Origin of the sequence: Roseomonas sp. TAS13 (genome assembly GCF_001950415.1) — a bacterium.
In the GTDB taxonomy this organism is placed as follows: Bacteria; Pseudomonadota; Alphaproteobacteria; order Acetobacterales; family Acetobacteraceae; genus Roseomonas; species Roseomonas mucosa.
Window position 1 is genome coordinate 1 of sequence record NZ_BDLP01000018.1, and the last position, 18511, is coordinate 18511.

Genomic DNA, 18511 nt, shown 5'->3' on the forward strand with positions numbered 1-18511 from the left:
TTCGCCTTACGGTGGAGCTGTGCGTAGATGTGATCAAGAGACAGGATCTACACCAAGGTGCTGGAGGAGCGGCTGCGGGCGGTGATGGAACTGCACCACCCGCTCTCCGACGCCGCCGTGCCGGCGGGTGAACGCGACGCCGGCTGAGCCGTTGCTGCCCTGGCGGGGGCGAAGGGAGAACCGGGGCACCTCGCCAGGGCAAGGGCGGGAAGGAGGACACGCATGACCCGATTCGAGCGGCGCGACGCCATGCCCGAACTGCCGGGGCTGCTCGGCCTGCTATTGGTGGCGGGCGGGCTGCTTGGCTTCGTGGCGCTGGCGGCGCTGGTGCATGGTGACAGCCTGGAGGGCTTCGACCGCCACATGCTGCTCCTGCTGCGGGACCCGGCCGACCTGGAGCATCCGATCGGTCCCCGCTGGTTGCCGGCGATCGCCCAGGACGTGACGGCCCTGGGCAGCAACGTGATCCTGGTTTCCGTGAGCCTCGTGGTGCTGGGCGGCCTGCTGCTGGAGCGCAAGCGCGGCGCGGCCCTGCTGACCGCGGTGTCCATCCTGGGCGGCACCGTGCTCTCCCTGCTGGTGAAGCTGGCCTTCGAGCGGCCACGGCCGGATGTGGTGCCACATATGGTGGAGGTCTTCACCGCCAGCTTCCCCAGCGGCCATGCCATGCTTTCGGCCGTCACCTACCTGACCCTGGGGGCGCTGATGACGCGCATCCAGGCCGGGCCGCGGCTGAAGCTCTATGTGATGGCCGTCGCGGTGGCGGTGACGCTGCTGGTGGGTGCCAGCCGGATCTACCTGGGGGTGCACTGGCCGACCGATGTGCTGGCCGGCTGGTGCCTGGGCGCGGCCTGGGCCCTTTCGTGCTGGCTGGTGGCGCTCCGCCTGCAACGGCGCGGCCAGGTCGAGAAGCCGGACGAGGCAGGTCGCTGACGGGCACGCCGCCGCCCCGCATTGGGCCTTGCCTGCACGGCCGGGGCCGGGGCATCGCCTTCCCTTCCTGGCGGGGCGGATTCGCGGGTCCGGCGCTTCCCTTCCGGCACGATCCGCTCTAGCCGCTCCGCACGCCCCCGTGTACGGACCCCCGATGCGTCATTTCCTGGATTTCGAAAAGCCGATCGCCGAGCTGGAAGGCCAGATCGAGGAACTCCGCCGGACCACCGATGCCGGCGGCATCGATGTGGCGGAAGAAGTCGGCCGCCTGCAGGACAAGGCCGAGAAGCTCCTCGCCGCCACCTACAGCAAGCTCTCCCCCTGGCAGAAGGCGCAGGTGGCCCGCCACCCGGAGCGGCCGAAATGCCTGGCCTATATCGAGGCGCTGGTCGAGGAGTTCACGCCGCTGGCGGGGGACCGCGCCTTCGCCGATGACGAGGCGGTGGTGGGCGGCCTTGGCCGCTTCCGCGGCCATTCGGTGATGGTCCTGGGCACCGAGAAGGGCACCGACACCGAGACCCGCATCAAGCACAATTTCGGCAGCGCCAAGCCGGAAGGCTACCGCAAGGCGCGGCGCCTGATCGAGCTCGCCGGGCGCTTCGGCATCCCGATCATCACCTTCGTGGACACGGCGGGCGCCTTTCCCGGCATCGAGGCCGAGGCGCGCGGGCAGGCCGAGGCCATCGCGCGCTCCATCGAGGCCTGCCTGGAGGCGCCGGTGCCCGTGGTCGCCACGATCATCGGCGAGGGCGGTTCCGGCGGCGCCATCGCCCTGGCCGCGGCGGACCGCATCCTGATGCTGGAGCACAGCATCTACAGCGTCATCTCGCCGGAAGGCGGCGCCTCCATCCTGTGGCGCGACGCCGCCCAGGCGCCGCAGGCGGCGGAGGCCTTCAAGCTGACGGCGGAGGACCTGCTGCGCCTGAACCTCGTGGACGCGGTGGTGCCGGAACCGCTGGGCGGCGCGCACCGCGACCCGGCCAAGGCGGTGTCCGATGTGGGGCAGAAGGTCTGGGAAGTCCTGCAGCCGCTGCTGTCCGTCGATGGTGCAACCCTGAAGAGCCGCCGTCGCGAGAAGTTCCTGGAAATGGGGCGCCACGGCGTTGGCTGACAGGTGAGACGTGTGGAGGTGCCTGATCCTCTGCGCATCCACGCTACGGCTTCACGTAAACTCGCCAAAAGGGATATTCCTTTCTTTAGTTTCTCCCACGGGTTGTATGGTTCGATTGGATAACAGATGATCGCTCAGTTTTGTGAGCGGACGAATCATGCGTGGCGGGGAACTGATCTTGACCAAGCTGGCTTCCCTGACATCCCCTCTGCGGGGTGAGGACCGCCAGTTCCGGCGGGCAGGCGATGAAGCCCGGGATCGGAAGGACTGGACCGCCGCAGCGGAGTTCTACCGCCTGCATCTGGAGGCGGAGCCGGAGGATGCCCCCATCTGGGTGCAGCTGGGCCACGCGCTCAAGGAACAGAGCCAGACCGCCGATGCCCTGCTGGCCTATCGCCGCGCGGCGGCCCTCGCGCCTGAGGACGGCGACGCCCAGCTCCAGTTCGGCCGCGCGCTGGTCCTGGCCGGTCGGCGTGGCGAGGCCATCGAGTGCCTGGCCGGGGCGCTGCGGCTGGGGGCCTCGGCCGATGCCTATCGGGAACTGGTGATGCTGGGGGAGAGCCAGATCGCCACGGAGTTGATGGGCCACTGGACGGAACAGGAACTCGCCACGGCCACGCTGCTGGAGGTGACGGACCTCCTGCACTACCTCGACAACCACAAGACCCTTTCCGGCATCCAGCGGGTGCAGGCCAACATCATCGAGCAGGTCCTGGCCCTGCCACCCGCGGCGCTGAACGCCTACCGCTTCGTGATCAGCAGCCCGACCGGGCTTCTCCTGCTGCAGAGCGACGTGCTGGCGCAGATGATCCGCTACGCGACCAGTGCGGTGGTGAGCCATGACAGGCTCAAGGAACTGGTGGCGGATCTGCGCCTCTCGGCCCAGACGCTGACGCCCGCCCCGACGCAGACCCTGCTGGTGCTGGGCGCCTTCTGGAACGTGCGCGACGTCGTCTACAACTGCGCCCGGCTGCGCGAGATCGGCGTACGGGTCGGCCTCTATGTCTATGACCTGATCCCGATCACCCATCCAGAGTTCTGCGATCCGACGCTGAGCGTCTGGTTCACCCTGGCCATGGGCGACGGCCTGCTCAGCTTCGACTTCCTGCTGACCATCAGCGAGCACGTGGCGGGGGACATGCGCCGGCTGATGGCCGAGAACGGCATCACGGGGATCGAGGTCGAGGCCGTGCCGCTCGCGCATGTGCTCAAGCCCGTCCCGTCGCGCCCCGCGGCGGCGCCGGGCCGCTGGACACCGGCCATCGCACGCCTGCGCGACCGTCCCTTCGTGCTGAGCGTCTCGACCATCGAGGCCCGCAAGAACCACGCCTACCTGTTCCGGATCTGGCGCGAGATGATGACGAAGGGCGAGGCGGTGCCCGACCTCGTCTTCGTCGGCCGCCCCGGCTGGCGCGTCCAGGATCTGATGAACCAGATCCGCGATACCAACCATCTCGATGGCCGCCTGCACATCCTGCACGACCTGTCGGATGAGGAACTGGCCACCCTCTACCAGAACTGCCTGTTCACCGCCTTCCCGTCCTTCGTGGAGGGCTGGGGCCTGCCGGTGGGCGAGAGCCTGACCTATGGCACGCCCTGCGTCGCCTCCAGCAGCAGCTCGATCCCTGAGGTCGGCGGCGATCTGGTGGACTACGTCGATCCGTTGAACCTGCGCGACGGGATCGAGGTCTTCCGGCGCATGCTGTTCGAGCCCGGCCTGCTCGACCGGCGCCGGGCGGAGATCGCGGCGCGCTTCCGGCCTCGCGGCTGGAAGGATGTCACTGACAATCTCCTGGCCGCCATCGAGCGCCAGCGCGCGCGTCCCCCGAAGGGCAGGCGTGCCAGCGTAGCCAGCCTGCCGGTCGGAACCACCTTCAAGCCGTCGAGCCTCGGGCGCACGCATGGCATGCCGCCGAGCTACATCGCGCAGCCGTTGCGCTCGGTCATGGTGGATGGCTGGTACGGCTGCGAAGGCTTCGGCGCCTGGATGGCAGGGGAGGCGGCCCGGCTTGCCTTCTATGCCAAACCGACCGCGAATGGGGTCTGGAACGGCACGGACTGCATCGTCGCCTATCTGCAACTCGTGGGCGCGCCCCATGCGAAGGGGCAGGTTCTGCATGTGGCACCGCGAGGCGTACGGATTCCGCTCCATGCCGAGTTCATCGAGAACCCCGCGACCGGGCGCATGGTCCTGCAACCCAACACCAGCAAGGTGCTGCGGCTGCGCATCGCCCCGCCCGCCGACGGGCTGGTGGACCTGGACTTCACGCTGATCGGCATGGCCGAGCAACTGGCCGAGGGTGACCCGCGGCGCTTCGCCGTCGGCCTCTGCCAGGTCGGCTGGGCCCCGGAGACCGATGGGCCGGGGCGGCAGAACATCACCGAGCGTCTTCTCTTCGACGGGGCATGACATCGCGGGCACGCCCAGCGGGGCATGCCATTGCCGGCCCGGATGCCCCCGCCATCCGGACCGGAACATGACCGAGGAACGCGTGGAAGAATGGGCCGGGAAACGGCCGCCACGCGGGAACAGGGGCCAGGACAGACCAGTTCATGCCAGACAGCCTTGCCGTTTCTCTGCCGGCGCCGATCGCCATCATGTCCTTCAACCGGCCCGGGATGCTGGAACGTGTGCTGGCCAGCCTGAAGGCCCAGACACTGCCGGTTGCGGAGCAGCGCGTGCATCTGTTCCAGGATGCGGCGCGCAACCGCTCCGGTGGCATGACGCGGGCAACAGAAGATGAGATCGCCGCCTGCATCAGCGTCTTCCGCCGCCATTTCCCCGATGGCGTCGTGCACGAGGCGCCGCATAATCTGGGCATCGCGCTGAATTTCGACCGGGCTGAGCGGTTCTTCTTCGAGACCCTGAACGCGGAACTGGGAATCTTCTTCGAGGACGATATGGTCCTCTCGCCGCACTACCTCGATGCTCTGGAGAAGCTTTCCGCCTTCGCCCTCGCCGAGGAACGGGTGGGGTATGTGGCGGCTTATGGCCAGCATCATGCCTCGCCGGAGGAGCATGGCCGCCTTCGCCGCCGCATCATGCCCATGGGGCACAACTGGGGTTTCGCGCTTACCCGACGTCAGTGGAAGCGGCAGCGAGAGATCGTCGAGGGCTATCTGCATTTCGTCCGGGACTGTGAGTACCGCTACCGTCCACACGAGGAGATCCGAGCGTACTTCGCCCGGTTCGGGGTGACCACAACTCAGACATCGCAGGACACGGCCAAGGAAATCGCCAGTGCCGTCCTGGGAACGGCGCGGCTCATGTGTTTTCCCGCTTATGGCAGCTACATCGGTGATGTGGGCGAACATTACACGCCCGCTCTGTACAAGGCGCTGGATTTCGGCCGCACCGTCCTCTTCGAGCATGCGCCAGACGGCTTCGATTTTCCTACCACGCAGGAGTTGACCACGATGATCGAGGCCACTCGTGCCCAGCTCAGCGATCCGGCCCGTTCCAATGGTGTGAAGGTGACGTCAGAGCGCCTTCCCGCCGATCTCTTCGTGGACACACTCTACCGGGGACTGTTGGACCGGCAGCCTGATCTGGCTGGCTTCCACAGCTTCACCGATGCACTGGAGAAGAAAGCTCTGCAGCCGGTGGACGTCGTGCGAAGCATCGTCGGCAGCGCGGAATTCAGCAGGAGCTATGCGCAGCGCAGCCCAAGCGGCAGAACCGCTGGCAGGCAGCCGTCCGAGGAGAAGCCGCATACCATGGCGCGCGAACTCCAGCAGCGCCTGTTCGGCGAGGACATCTACGCCGGCTTCGCTCCGACCCTGCGCAAGGACCTGCAAGGCTGGAACAGCCACCACCCGGCCCTGACGCGGGAAATCACCGCACGCAGGCCGCGCATCGTCATTGATGTCGGTGTCTGGAAGGGTGCTTCCACCATCCACATGGCAAAACACATGCAGGCGCTGGGGCTGGATGGCGCGGTCATCGCCGTGGACACCTTCCTCGGCAGCCCCGAGCACTGGAACCGCGACAGGCCGGACCGGATCTTCGAGGATCTGGGGCTGAAACATGGCTGGCCCTCGCTGTACTGGCAGTTCCTATCCAACGTCGTGGCGGAAGGCGTCTCGGACCTCGTCCTGCCTGTCCCACAGACATCCGAGAATGCCGCGGTCATCCTGCAGCGCCTCGGTCTGCGGGCGGGCATGGTCCACATCGATGCCGCGCATGAATACGAACCCGTCCTCCGCGATGCGCGCATGTACTGGGATCTGCTGGAACCGGGCGGCCTGCTGATCGGTGACGATCATCCCTGGCCCGGCGTGGCCCGTGCCGCCCGGGATTTCGCGGCGGAGGTTGGGCAGCCGCTACGGGTCGAGGAACCGAAATGGATGATCGAGAAGGCCTGATGGTGTCGATGCATACCGGAGCACCGGCCATGATCCCTGATGGAGAAACCCTTTGATCTCCCGCGACGACGTCATCACGGCCTATGAACTGATCCTGGCGCGGCCGCCGGAGTCGGAAGCCGTCATCGAGGTGCAGTGCGGATATCCGGACCGCGCCAGTTTCGGAAAGGCACTGCTGCGGTCGGAAGAGGCGCAGCACCGGTTGCGCGACGTTCTGCGGCGCGCGGTGGAGCCGCATCCGGCGCTGTCCCGGCAGGACATGGGGGTGTTCGGTCGCTTTCCCCATGCCGGGGGAGAAGGCGAACCAGGTTTCATCCGCGATTTCCTGGGGGTGCGGACCAGCACGCGCTACTCCCCGACCTTCGCGCCACATGACGGCAAGGTTTTCGATGTACCGCTGAAGGCGGATTTCCATGCCGAGGCGCCGGAATGGCTCGGCCTGCTGAAAAGCGTCCTCTCCGCTGGCAGCCGCTACCGCATCCTGGAGATCGGTGCGGGCTACGGGCCATGGCTGGCAGCGGGCCATGCGGCGGCCCGGCGCCGTGGCATCGATGATATCCTGCTCTATGGGCTGGAGGCCGATCCCGGCCGCTACATCTTCCTGCAGGAGCACATGGCGCAGAACGGGGTCGACCCCGCCGTCTGTCGGCTGATCAACGCGGCGATCGGTACGGCGGATGGCACGATCCCCTGGCCTGTCAGCGCGGATGCGGCGGCCGACTATGGTTCGCGGCCTTTGGATGCGGATGGCCAGGATTATCGCGGCCACGCTCATGCCACGGTGATCGACCTGCCCATGCTGGGGCTGACCGGGCTACTGGGCCGTGAACCGTTCTGGGACCTGGTGCATGTGGATATCCAGGGGCTGGAGACCGATGTCTGCGGATCGGCGCTGGAGGCGCTCGACGCCCAGGTGCGCTGGCTGGTGATCGGTACCCACTCGCGGAAGATCGACGGGGACCTGCTGGAGATGTTCTGGCGTCACGGTTGGGTGCTGGAGCACGAGCAGCCTTCGCGCTTCAACTTCTCGCGGAACGCAAGGAACCTGGAAGCCATGACCGTGGCGGACGGAGCGCAGGTCTGGCGCAATCCACGGCACGTGCCCGGGGGCTGACGGAAAAGCCTACCCCCGCGACACCGACACCGCCGCCGTGGTCCACTCCTTCGTGGTACCCGGCTCCGGGTCGCAGCGCACCTTCATACCGGTGGCCTGGGCATTGCCCCAGATGGAGCAGAAGGCTACCTGCGAGGCATCCTGCCCCACGGCGATGCGGGCCACCCCGTCCAGGGCGGTCTGCCGCGTGGCGTCGAAGACGTACCAGCACGGTCCTTCCGGCCCCATCAGCAGCGCCTCGAAGATGGCGTGGAAATCAGGCGGCTGGAGGTGCGGCGCATAGGCGGCCAGGAAACGCGCGGGGATGCCCAGGGCGCGGGTGAGGGCGATGCCCAGATGCGCGAAGTCGCGGCACACCCCCGCGGCATCCGTCAGCACGTCCAGCGCCGTGGTCCGCACATCGGTGCTGCCGCGCTGATAGGCGGTGCGCTGATAGATATAGTCGCAGACCGCCGCCACGCGGGAATGACCCTGGGCGAGCCCACCGAACTGCGCCCGGGCGAAGCCGGTGAGCCGGTCGCTCTCGCAGTAGCGGCTCGGCAACAGGAAATGCAGCGCCTCCTGCGGCACCTGCTGGACCGGCATCTCGGTGATCCCGGCCGGGTCATGCACCACCGGCTCGCCCTGCACCTCCGCCTCGTAGCGTAGCTGCACGAGGCCGGCCGGGGCCAGGACGCGCAACCAGCGGATGCCATCCACGCTGCGCCATTCCTCGCCCGGCTGGCCGGTGGAAAGCGTCAGGCTCTCCCGAAGGATCTTCTGGCGCGCGGGCGGGTCCTCCGAGGGACGGACCGCGAAGACAAAGGTGCTCGGCCCGGAGGCCTGGTAGTCGAGGGTGCAGCCCAGGCTTCGCGGCGGTCGTGCCATTCAGATGCTTTTCCCGTGGCAATGCTTGTACTTCTTGCCCGAACCGCAGGGACAGGGCGCGTTGCGCGGCGTCCGGTCCCAGGTGGACGGGTCGTCAGCGCGCACGCCGGGGGAAAGTTGCACCGCCGCATCGGTGGTGGCGTGGCCATAGCCGGGGAAGGCCGCGGGCTCGGCCGCGCCGCCCTCCAACAAGGAAGGCGGGACCGGCTGGCGTGCATCCGTCACCTGAACCGGCTCGGGGGTGGGCAGCGGCTGCTCCGGCATCAGGTTCACATGCATCAGCCAGCGGGTCACGTCCTCCCGCAGGTCGAAGAGCATGCCGTTGAACAGGTTGAAGGCCTCGGACTTGTACTCGTTCAGCGGGTCGCGCTGCGCATAGGCGCGGAGCCCGATGCCCTGCCGCAGGTGGTCGAGGGCGAGGAGGTGGTCCTTCCACACCTTGTCGAAGACCATCAGCAACAGGGACTTCTCGATCTCCCGCATCCGCTCCGGCCCGATATTGGCGGCCCGGGCGGCGAAGGCCTGGTCCGCGGCCTCCTGGATGCGGTCGCGCAGATGCGCCTCGTCGATGCCTTCCTCGCGGCCCCATTCGGCCACCGGCAGGTCGAGGCCGAGAAGCGTCAGGACACGCTCCTGCAGCCCCTCCAGGTCCCACTGGTCCGGATAGGAATTCTCCGGCACGGCGCGGGCGACCATGTCGTCCACCAGCTCGCGCCGCATCTCGGCCACGGTCTCGGCGACGTCCGCGGCCTGCATGAAGGACCGGCGCTGGGAATAGACCTCCTTGCGCTGGTCGTTCATCACGTCGTCGTACTTCAGCACGTTCTTGCGCATGTCGAAGTTGCGCGTCTCGACCTTCTTCTGCGCCTTCTCCAGGGCCTTGTTGATCCAGGGATGGACGATGGCCTCGCCTTCCTTCAGCCCGAGCTTGCCGAGCATGCCGCCCATGCGGTCGGAGCCGAAGATGCGCATCAGGTCGTCTTCCAGGCTCAGGAAGAAGCGGGATGCGCCAGGATCGCCCTGGCGGCCGGAGCGGCCACGGAGCTGGTTGTCGATGCGGCGGCTCTCGTGCCGCTCGGTGCCGATCACGAACAGGCCGCCGGCTTCCTTCACCCGCGCGGCGGCGGCCTCGACCTCGCGCCGGATCTCGGCCATGCGGGCCTCGAATTCCGGCCCCTCCGGCTCGCCGGGGAAGGAGGCGCGGGCCAGGGCCTCGGCATTGCCGCCCAGCTTGATGTCGGTGCCGCGCCCGGCCATGTTCGTGGCGATGGTCACCGCGCCCGGCCGGCCGGCCTGGGCGATGATCGCCGCCTCCTGCTCGTGGTAGCGGGCGTTCAGCACCTGGTGCGGGATGCCCTTCTTGTTGAGCAGGGCGCTCAGCAGCTCGGACTTCTCGATCGAGGTGGTGCCGACCAGGGCCGGCTGGCCGCGCTCGCGGCACTCGGCGATCAGGTTGGCCACCGCCTCGTACTTCTCGGTGGCGGAACGGTAGACCTCGTCATCCTCGTCCCGGCGGGCGACGGGGAGGTTGGTCGGGATCTCGACCACCTCCAGCTTGTAGATCTCGGCGAACTCGTCCGCCTCGGTGGAGGCGGTGCCGGTCATGCCCGCCAGCTTGGGGAAGAGGCGGAAATAGTTCTGGAAGGTGATCGAGGCCAGGGTCTGGTTCTCGGGCTGGACCTCGACATGCTCCTTGGCCTCCAGCGCCTGGTGCAGTCCGTCGGAATAGCGCCGGCCCTCCATGGCGCGGCCGGTGAACTCGTCGATGATGATCACCTTGCCGCCCCGGACCATGTAGTCCACGTCCCGGGCGAAGAGGGCATGGGCGCGCAGGCTCTGGTTCACGTGGTGGACCAGGGTGATGTTGCTGGCGTCGTAGAGGTCGCCCTCGGTCAGCAGTCCGGCCTCGGTCAGGGCAGTGGCCATGGCCTCGGTGCCGGCCTCCGTCATCACGACGGTGCGCTGCTTCTCGTCCTTCTCGTAGGTGGACTTGTCCTTCACCACCTCGCGGACCACCGCATCGACCTGGCCGTAGAGCTCCGAGCTCTCGTCCGAGGGGCCGGAGATGATCAGCGGCGTGCGGGCCTCGTCGATCAGGATGCTGTCCACCTCGTCCACGATGGCGAAATGGAAGTCGCGCTGGACCATCTCGTCCAGCCGGTACTTCATGTTGTCGCGGAGATAGTCGAAGCCGAACTCGTTGTTGGTGCCGTAGGTGATGTCGCAGGCATAGGCGGCGCGGCGCTCGACGTCGTTCAGCCCATAGACGATCACCCCGGTGGACAGGCCGAGGAAGCCGTAGAGCCGGCTCATCTCCCCGGAATCGCGCTGGGCGAGGTAGTCGTTCACCGTCACCACATGCACGCCCTTGCCGGCCAGGGCGTTCAGGTAGACGGCCAGGGTGGCGACCAGGGTCTTGCCCTCGCCGGTCTTCATCTCGGCGATGCGGCCCTCGTGCAGCACCATGCCGCCAATCAGCTGCACGTCGAAATGGCGCATGCCGAGAACCCGCTTGCTGGCCTCGCGGCAAACGGCGAAGGCCTCCGGCAACAGGGCGTCCAGCGTCTCACCCTGGGCGAGGCGGTCCCGGAACTCCTGGGTCTTGGCGCGCAGCCCCTCGTCGGTCAGGGCGGCCACCTGCGGTTCCAGCGCGTTGATGGCAGGCACGCGCGCCTGGTAGCGCTTCACGGCGCGGTCGTTCGAGGTACCGATGATGGCGCGGGCGAGGCGTGCGAACATGTGCTTTCCGGGTCTCTCCAGGCTCCCGGGGGCAGGAGCGGTCCCGCGGGCGCGACATCGGCCCGGCGGCAAGGGGCCGCCGGGTATGCCGCCGGACAGATAGGGGGGAGCGGGTACGGGGTCAACGAAATGGCGGCGCGCACCGACCCCGTGCCAGGGTAAAAGCGTGGCGCCAGGGCGGCCGCGCCCGGTGCCGGAGCGGCGGCGCGGCGCGCGCGGCGATGCCGGCGGCGGGGCAGGGCACGCGCGAAAGGGTGATCGGCGCGGTCCTGCGCGGGCCTGTTTGTTACAAAGAAGAAAATTGCCGGACGGCGCCAGGACAGGTCAGCCTCCCTGTCGCTTCCCGTCCCTCAGGACGGGAGATTCGGAGGCGACGTCTCATGTGGGTCCTGCTCCTGCTGCCCTTTGCCGGGCTGCTCTGGGTTCCGTTCTACAACCATGTGCAGCCGGAACTCTTCGGCTTCCCCTTCTTCTACTGGTACCAGCTTCTCTGGGTGCCGATCACCTCCTTCCTCACCTGGCTCTGCTACCGCGCCATCCGGAAGCGGGAGGAGGGCCGGTGAGCGGCGGCATCGACTGGACGGCCCTCTGGGTCTTCATCGGCTTCTTCGTGCTGGTCACCGCCATGGGGTTCTTCGCGGCCCGCTGGCGGCGGCCCAGGACCCTGGCGCACCTGGACGAATGGGGGCTGGGCGGGCGGACCTTCGGCACCTGGATCACCTGGTTCCTGGTCGGCGGCGACTTCTACACCGCCTATACGGTGATCGCCGTGCCGGCCGTGGTCTATGCGGTCGGCGCCTATGGCTTCTTCGCCCTGCCCTATACGATCATCGTCTATCCGATCGTCTTCGCCATCATGCCGAAGCTCTGGGCCGTGGCGGCCGCAGGCGGGCATGTGACGGCGGCCGACGTGGTGCATGCCCGGTACAAGTCCCGGCCCCTGGAGCTGGCGGTGGCCATCACCGGGGTGCTCGCCACCATGCCCTATATCGCCCTCCAGCTCGTGGGCATGGAGGTGGTGCTGGCGGCGCTGGGGCTGACCGGGGAGGTGCCGCTGGCCGTCGCCTTCATCATCCTGGCCCTCTACACCTATTCCTCGGGGCTGCGGGCGCCGGCGCTGATCGCCTTCGTCAAGGACATCATGATCTACATCGTGGTGATCGTGGCCGTGGCCATCATTCCGATGAAGCTCGGCGGCTATGCCAATGTCTTCGCCTCGGCGGAGCGGGTCTTCGCGGCCAAGGGGGGCGCCACCGGCCTGATCCTGGCTCCCAGCCAGTACCTGCCCTATGCCACGCTGGCGCTGGGCTCGGCCCTGGCGGCCTTCATGTATCCCCACACGCTCACCGGCATCTTCGCCAGCAACTCGGGCAACACCATCCGCAAGAACGCGGTGCTGCTGCCGGCCTATACCATCCTGCTCGGCCTGATCGCCCTGATGGGCTACATGGCCCATGCGGCGGGGATCGTGACCACCACCCCGACGGCCGTGGTGCCCCTGCTGTTCAAGGCGCTGTTCGACAGTTGGTTCGCCGGCTTCGCCTTCGCCGCCATCGCCATCGGCGCGCTGGTGCCGGCAGCGGTGATGAGCATCGGCGCCGCCAACCTCTTCACCCGCAACTTCTGGAAGGCCTATGTGAACCCCCAGGTCACCCATGCCGGGGAGGCTCAGGTGGCCAAGGTCACCTCGCTGGTTGTGAAGGTGGGGGCGCTGGCCTGCATCCTCTTCCTGCCGACCCAGTTCGCGCTGGACCTCCAGCTCCTGGGCGGACTCTGGATCCTGCAGACCTTCCCCGCCGTGGTCTTCGGCCTCTTCACCAACTGGTTCCGCGGTGGCCCGCTGCTGCTGGGCTGGGCGGTCGGTTTCGTGGGAGGCTCCTGGATGGCCTGGAGCGACGGGCTGAAGCCGCTGCACAGCCTGGTCCTGGGCGGCGGGACCTATACCTTCTATGTTGGCATCCTGGCCCTGGCGCTGAACCTGGCCGTAGCGGTGGTGGCCAACCTGGTGCTGCGGCTGATCCAGCCGGAACGGGCGGCACGGGCGGTCTGATGCCCCGAGCGCCACGCTTCGTGGCAGCCCCCGGGGGAGGCTCCGCCTGCCCCCGAACCCCCACCGCCGGGGAGCTGTCGAAGCAGTGCTTCGACCTCCCCGGACCCCGCCTTGCGTTGGCCCGGAACGGCAAGGCCAGCCTTCCGCCCGAGCCCAGGCCAGTGGATCGGCGGGGCGCCAAAGACACCCCGTCCGCGCTGGCGGCGCCCGCGGTCGCAGGAAGCGCCAACTCGTCGGGGCCAGGGCACGCAGTGTCCTGGGTCCTGGCGGATAGGGGGGAAAGGCGCTGCCTTTCCCAGGGGCGGCTCCCAGGGGGGCTCCCAGGGGCGGCATTCCCGGGCCTTCACGGATCGGCGCAGGCGAAGCTCGATGCCTCCGTGACCGGCCCCTTGCCGTCATGGCGCGGCACCTGCGGCCAGGGGCAGGCCGGGCGGCTCCAGAGGCGCCGCCCATCCGGGCCGGTCTTGGTGGTGGCCAGTTGCGCGGGCGCCTCGCCCTTCTCCACCCAGGCTTCCAGCGCGCCCAGCGGGTCGAAGCCGTTCTGGTCGATGCCCGGCCCGGCATTCGACAGTCCGCAATGGTCGAAGCCCGGCAGCAGGAAGAGCCGTGCCGTGCCCGCCATGGCGTCGCGGCCGCCAGCGGCTCCGCTGGCCGCCTCGAACCACCGCACCGTCCGCTCCGGCGTCACGATGGCATCCGCCCAGCCGTGATAGGCGATCAGCTTGCCGTCCCGGGCGCGGAAGCGGGCAAGGTCGGGGGAGGTGGCATTGTACAGCGCACCCATGGCGGCCAGACGCGGCGGGTCGCGGTCGAAATCGAAGGCAAGGGGATCATAGCCCTCGCCCGGATCCTCGGCGAAGGCCATGTAGCGGAGGAAGTCCCGGTTGAAGAGCGGATTCAACGGCGGCGTGGTGGCGGTGCCGGCCAGCCAGACCGGCCAGAAGGGCTCCGAGCCCGGCGGGATGCCGCCGGGATAGAGCGCCTCCCCCCGGCTGTTGCGCGGCGGCGCGTACCAGGCCTCCAGCACCCCGACCTCGGCCTCGCCCAGGCAGTCCGGCCGGTTCGAGCCGGCGGGGCATTGCAGCGTCGCCGGGTCGAACCGGCATTGGCGCGGGTCGGAGACCAGCCCGTCCTTCAGCCCGTCGGCGCCGTCGCAGGCCTCGGCCACGGCCTTCTGCACCAGCGGCGTATGGGCCGGGTCGAAGAGCCGCCCGCCGTCCGGCCCCGCATTGGCGCGGGTGGTCCAGGCCATGGCAGTGGCGACCAGGCCCGTATAGTCCAGCGCCGGGGAACCCGCGATGATGCCGTCGAAATCGTCGGGGAAGCGCTGCGCCTCCATCAGCGCCTGCCGCCCGCCGGTGGAGCAGCCGGCGAAATAGGCATGGGCCGCCGGGCGCGCGTAGAAGGCATTCACCAGCGCCTTGGAAACGCGGGTCACCTCTGGCACCGCCCGCGTGCCCCAGTCGATTTCCGCCAGCCGGTTGTTCCAGGCCCAGCGCCCGTCGATGGAGCCGGTGCCCCAATGGCCGGAATCCGTGGTCGCGGCGGCATAGCCGCGCCGCAGCCCATAATTCAGCGCATTGGTGAAGCCTGGCGCGTCGCCCAGGACCTTGCCGCAGAAGCCGCCGCAGCCGGTCATGTAGAACTTGCCGTTCCAGCCGGAAAGCGGCAGGCGCAGCTCGAAATTGATCGCCGGGCGGACATAGCCGAGCACCCGGCAATGCGCCGGCAGGTCCCCCGCGGCCGGGACGGCGGTGGCGGAGAGCAGGTTGGTGTCGTCGAGGCGCATCCCCGCCAGCGCGGCGCAGCGCGCGGCCTCGGGCGCGGGCTGGATCGGGCCGGGTTGGGCCAGGGCCGAGGCCGAGCAGGGCCAGAGCGGCCAGGGCGAGGCCGCCCCCGCGCAGGGCGGCGCTTCGGTCCGCCGGAACGGCGGGGCAGGGGACCGGTATCCGGTCGGGCATGGTTTCTCCTCCCTCGGCCGCCCCTTCCCGGGGCGGCTCCGGGCCGCAGGATAAGCGAGGAAACGGGCTTCGTCGGCGATTCTCGCCCCGCCCGCCGGTCCGGTGTGGGGGCGGGCGTGTTGCGGCCTGTTGCCGCCCCTCCGGAGGGTGGCCCCGGCGAGAGGTTTCGGTACGGAAGCGTGCCTTGCCGTCCCGCAGCATGCGCGTCATGGTGCCGCGCCCTTTTCGACAGGACTTGTCTGATGCGTTTTCCCGTTCTGATCCTGTCGCTCGGACTGCTGTCCGGACCCCTGGCTGACGCGGCCCTGGCCCAGACCTCGGCGGTGCCCAATCCCACGGCCGCCCCCGCCTCGCCCCAGGCGGCGCAGCAGCCCGCCGACCCGGTGGTGGCCCGGGTGAACGGGGAGGAGATCCGCCTCAGCGATGTCCGCGACGCGGCACAGGACCTGCCCGCCGAGGCGCGCAACGCCCCGCCGCAGGTGCTCTTCCCGCTGATCGTGGACCAGCTCATCGCGCAGAAGGCGGTGGCCGCCGCCGCCCGCGCCCAGGGGCTGGAGAAGGACCCCGAGGTGCAGCACCGCATCGCCGTGGCCACCGACCAGGAGCTGCAGCAGGCGCTGATCCGCCGCGACGTGGCCCCCGCCCTGACCGACGAGGCGCTGCGCAAGCGCTTCGAGGCCGAGCAGAAGAGCCAGCCGGCCGAGGAGGAGGTGCATGCGCGCCATATCCTCGTCGCCAGCAAGGAGGAGGCGGACAAGGTCCTGGCCGAGGTGAGGAAGCCGGGGGCGGATTTCGCGGCGATCGCGCAGAAATACTCGACCGACCCCAGCGGCAAGGGCAATGGCGGCGACCTGGGCTTCTTCAAGAAGTCCGACATGGTGCCGGAATTCGCCGAGGCCGCCTTCGCGCTGAAGCCCGGCCAGATCAGCCCGGCGCCGGTGAAGTCGGCCTTCGGCTGGCACATCATCAAGGTCGAGGAGCGCCGCGCCGCGCCGCCCAAGAGCTTCGAGGAGCAGCGCGCCTCGCTGCGCCAAGCGGCTTTCGAGGAAGCCGTGAATGCCGCCCTGGAGAAGTACAAGGCCGGCGCCAAGGTCGAGCGCTTCAACCTCGACGGCACGCCGCAGCGCCAGCCCTCGCCTCTGGACGGTGCCACGCCGCCCGCCCCCGCCCAGAAGAACTGAAATCACACGAGCGCCGAGAACACCCATGGCCAAGGACCTTCCGGTTTCCCCCCTCGCGGTGCCCATGCCCGCCTTGCCGCCCGTCGCGGGCGTCCGCCTCGGCACGGTGGCGGCGGGCATTCGCTACAAGGGGCGCGACGACCTGATGATGATGGTCTTCGCCCCCGGCACCACGGTGGCGGGCGTCTTCACCAGCTCCAAGTGCCCCGGCGCCCCGGTGGACTGGTGCCGCAAGGCGCTGGAGGGCGGCACGGCCCGGGCGGTGGTGGTGAATGCCGGCAACGCCAATGTCTTCACCGGCCGGGCGGGCGAGGAAGCGGCGCGGCTTTCCGCCGAGGCGGCGGCAAGGCTGGTCGGCTGCGCGCCCTCCGAGGTCTTCCTGGCCTCCACCGGCGTGATCGGCGAGGTGCTGCCGCACGAAAGGCTGACCGCCGCCCTGCCGGCCCTGCATGACGGCCTCTCGCCGGAAGCCTGGGCGGAGGCGGCGCGCGGCATCATGACCACCGACACCTTCCCCAAGGCGGTGACGCGGCAGGCGCGGATCGGCGGTGCCCCGGTGACCATCACCGGCATCGCCAAGGGTTCGGGCATGATCGCGCCAGACATGGCGACGATGCTCTGCTTCGTGGCGACGGATGCGAAGATCCCCGCCGCCGCGCTGCAATCGGCGCTGAAGGCCGGGGTCGAAACCTCCTTCAACCGCACCACGGTGGACAGCGACACCTCCACCTCCGACACGGTGCTGCTCTTCGCCACCGGCCAGGCGGAGCATCCCGAGGTCACGGCCGAGGGCGGCGAGGTCCTGGCCGATTTCCGCGCCGCGCTGGCCGGGCTGCTGCACGAGCTGGCCCTCCAGGTGGTGCGGGATGGCGAGGGCGCGCAGAAGCTGATCCAGGTGGCGGTGCGCGGCGCGGTCTCCGACGCCTCGGCCAAGGTGGTGGCGCTGGCCATCGCCAACTCGCCGCTGGTGAAGACCGCCATCGCGGGCGAGGACGCAAACTGGGGCCGCATCGTCATGGCGGTCGGCAAGGCCGGCGAGCCCGCGGACCGTGACCGGCTTTCCGTGGCCGTCGGCGGCACCTGGATGGCGCGCGAGGGCGGCGTGGTGCCGGGTTATGACGAGGCCCCGGTGGTCGCGCACATGAAGGGCCGGGAGATCGAGATCGAGGTGGATCTCGGGCTGGGCGAGGGCAGCGCCACGGTTTGGACCTGCGACCTCACCCATGGCTACATCGATATCAACGGGTCGTACCGGAGTTAGCTTGGCGAGAACAACGGTCTAGCGCGGGTCCGCAGGGTGCTGGCGAGGGCGCCGACGGCGGCCCTGGCCTCCCTGCGCCAGCATGGAGGTGCCCTGGATCTCTCCACGCCCCGATAAGCTTATCGGGTTTACCGGAGCGTCAGCGGAAGAACCCAGCAGGCGCTGGGTACGGCGAAGGGCACATGGGTTTTGTGCCGTTCGCGGATGTCACGGCGGCGCCTCAGTGACACGGCATGCTGTGAGACTGCGCGAGGGCGCATGTGGCCTCGGGAGCAAGGTCCTCCGATCTTCCCATGGCATACGCCGCGAGGAACAGGAGACCGAGTATGGCGGCGACCGGAAGCCATTTCCGGGCTCCGCGTAGCGCCCGGGAAGCCTGGGGCGCTTCCGGGACGGAGCCTACGATGCCGGGGCCACATGCGGCACGCAGGCGATCATAGTGATCGGGTGACCCAGGCGAAGAAGGGGAGAGACGCACGGTCCAGCTTTCCCGCGATAGATGCTTTGCGCATCGGTATGGTCCTTACAATGTGGCGTCCCGAGGGCGATTGTCTGTGATCTGGCGCACACTGCGCCTGGCTGCCCTTCAGTGCAGCCGGGAGCGCAGGCCGCGGACGACGCTCCGGCCGGCGGGCCGGAAGTAGTGGCTGCGGGTACGGACCGAGGCGGAGCGGGAACGCCCCGAATAGAAACGGACCTCGACCAGCCCTTCCGGAAGCGGTCGCGCCTGGTGCAAGCCGGCGGGCTGTGAGACCGCCGCAGCCGCCTGTGGGCCGAAAAGGAACCCGGCGGCGACAAGGGTCGCGGCGAGCGCGAGGCTGCGGAACATGGATGTCTCCGGAAACGCAACCAAAAGTTGCATTTCTGGAACCGCCCCACAAGCCATGGCGCCCGGGCCGCCGCAGGGCCCCGCCCCCATGCCCGGAAGG

The 18511-nt window shown here is 68.9% G+C and carries 13 protein-coding genes; 9 read left to right on the top strand and 4 right to left on the bottom strand.

Features of this window, described 5'->3' with window-relative positions:
- Positions 1-222: 222 nt before the first annotated feature.
- The 5 genes from ROTAS13_RS03060 (at position 223) to ROTAS13_RS03085 (ending at position 7523) form a co-directional block, all read left to right on the top strand.
- Positions 223-933, top strand: coding sequence for a phosphatase PAP2 family protein (locus tag ROTAS13_RS03060; protein WP_019463255.1), 711 nt, complete (start codon positions 223-225; stop codon positions 931-933).
- A 154-nt stretch (positions 934-1087) separates the two neighbouring features.
- Entirely contained in the window at positions 1088-2044 is a 957-nt protein-coding gene (locus ROTAS13_RS03065; protein WP_019463254.1) for an acetyl-CoA carboxylase carboxyltransferase subunit alpha, read from the top strand.
- A gap of 178 nt (positions 2045-2222) precedes the next feature.
- A complete protein-coding gene (locus tag ROTAS13_RS03070; RefSeq protein WP_126281834.1) occupies positions 2223-4454 on the top strand; it encodes a glycosyltransferase family 1 protein in 2232 nt (743 codons plus the stop codon).
- Between the two features lie 143 nt (positions 4455-4597).
- The gene (locus ROTAS13_RS25655; protein WP_083755378.1) at positions 4598-6409 is read left to right on the top strand and encodes a class I SAM-dependent methyltransferase; all 1812 of its coding nucleotides are present in this window, start codon (positions 4598-4600) and stop codon (positions 6407-6409) included.
- A gap of 52 nt (positions 6410-6461) precedes the next feature.
- Positions 6462-7523: a hypothetical protein gene (locus tag ROTAS13_RS03085; RefSeq protein WP_075821523.1), complete on the top strand. Its 1062-nt coding sequence runs from the start codon at positions 6462-6464 to the stop codon at positions 7521-7523.
- A gap of 9 nt (positions 7524-7532) precedes the next feature.
- Here the strand turns inward: ROTAS13_RS03085 and ROTAS13_RS03090 are convergent, their stop codons facing one another.
- Together ROTAS13_RS03090 and secA are read right to left on the bottom strand one after the other, a co-directional pair.
- Positions 7533-8390, bottom strand: a complete 858-nt coding sequence (locus ROTAS13_RS03090) for a transglutaminase family protein (protein ID WP_075821524.1) — start codon at positions 8388-8390, stop codon at positions 7533-7535.
- Positions 8391-11129 (bottom strand): preprotein translocase subunit SecA, encoded by a 2739-nt coding sequence (gene secA, locus ROTAS13_RS03095; protein ID WP_075821525.1) that lies wholly within the window; start codon positions 11127-11129, stop codon positions 8391-8393.
- A gap of 380 nt (positions 11130-11509) precedes the next feature.
- Here secA and ROTAS13_RS03100 point away from each other — a divergent pair, with 380 nt between their 5' ends.
- The gene (locus tag ROTAS13_RS03100; RefSeq protein ID WP_019462761.1) at positions 11510-11692 is read left to right on the top strand and encodes a DUF3311 domain-containing protein; all 183 of its coding nucleotides are present in this window, start codon (positions 11510-11512) and stop codon (positions 11690-11692) included.
- Positions 11689-13179 (top strand): monocarboxylate uptake permease MctP, encoded by a 1491-nt coding sequence (gene mctP / locus ROTAS13_RS03105; protein WP_019462760.1) that lies wholly within the window; start codon positions 11689-11691, stop codon positions 13177-13179. Before ROTAS13_RS03100 ends, mctP begins: the two co-directional genes overlap by 4 nt.
- A gap of 343 nt (positions 13180-13522) precedes the next feature.
- Here mctP and ROTAS13_RS03110 read toward each other — a convergent pair whose 3' ends face one another.
- Positions 13523-14968, bottom strand: a complete 1446-nt coding sequence (locus ROTAS13_RS03110; protein ID WP_075821526.1) for a tannase/feruloyl esterase family alpha/beta hydrolase — start codon at positions 14966-14968, stop codon at positions 13523-13525.
- A 414-nt stretch (positions 14969-15382) separates the two neighbouring features.
- On the opposite strand from ROTAS13_RS03110, the gene ROTAS13_RS03120 reads away from it, so the two are divergent.
- Both ROTAS13_RS03120 and argJ read left to right on the top strand, forming a co-directional pair.
- The gene (locus tag ROTAS13_RS03120; RefSeq protein WP_019462758.1) at positions 15383-16321 is read left to right on the top strand and encodes a peptidylprolyl isomerase; all 939 of its coding nucleotides are present in this window, start codon (positions 15383-15385) and stop codon (positions 16319-16321) included.
- 25 nt (positions 16322-16346) lie between these two features.
- Complete coding sequence (gene argJ / locus ROTAS13_RS03125; protein ID WP_019462757.1) at positions 16347-17582, top strand: bifunctional glutamate N-acetyltransferase/amino-acid acetyltransferase ArgJ; 1236 nt, start codon at positions 16347-16349, stop codon at positions 17580-17582.
- Between the two features lie 586 nt (positions 17583-18168).
- On the opposite strand, the gene ROTAS13_RS03130 is transcribed toward argJ, so the two are convergent.
- Positions 18169-18411, bottom strand: a complete 243-nt coding sequence (locus tag ROTAS13_RS03130) for a hypothetical protein (protein ID WP_075821528.1) — start codon at positions 18409-18411, stop codon at positions 18169-18171.
- Positions 18412-18511 lie beyond the last annotated feature (100 nt).

Bases quoted from the DNA above. Each gene is read 5' to 3' on its own strand.
- ROTAS13_RS03065 (WP_019463254.1), top strand. From the start codon at position 1,088: ATGCGTCATTTCCTGGATTTCGAAAAGCCGATCGCCGAGCTGGAAGGC.
- ROTAS13_RS03090 (WP_075821524.1), bottom strand. From the start codon at position 8,390: ATGGCACGACCGCCGCGAAGCCTGGGCTGCACCCTCGACTACCAGGCC.
- ROTAS13_RS03110 (WP_075821526.1), bottom strand. From the start codon at position 14,968: ATGCGCCTCGACGACACCAACCTGCTCTCCGCCACCGCCGTCCCGGCC.
- ROTAS13_RS03130 (WP_075821528.1), bottom strand. From the start codon at position 18,411: ATGTTCCGCAGCCTCGCGCTCGCCGCGACCCTTGTCGCCGCCGGGTTC.
- ROTAS13_RS03060 (WP_019463255.1), top strand. From the start codon at position 223: ATGACCCGATTCGAGCGGCGCGACGCCATGCCCGAACTGCCGGGGCTG.
- ROTAS13_RS25655 (WP_083755378.1), top strand. From the start codon at position 4,598: ATGCCAGACAGCCTTGCCGTTTCTCTGCCGGCGCCGATCGCCATCATG.
- secA (WP_075821525.1), bottom strand. From the start codon at position 11,129: ATGTTCGCACGCCTCGCCCGCGCCATCATCGGTACCTCGAACGACCGC.
- ROTAS13_RS03120 (WP_019462758.1), top strand. From the start codon at position 15,383: ATGCGTTTTCCCGTTCTGATCCTGTCGCTCGGACTGCTGTCCGGACCC.
- ROTAS13_RS03100 (WP_019462761.1), top strand. From the start codon at position 11,510: ATGTGGGTCCTGCTCCTGCTGCCCTTTGCCGGGCTGCTCTGGGTTCCG.
- argJ (WP_019462757.1), top strand. From the start codon at position 16,347: ATGGCCAAGGACCTTCCGGTTTCCCCCCTCGCGGTGCCCATGCCCGCC.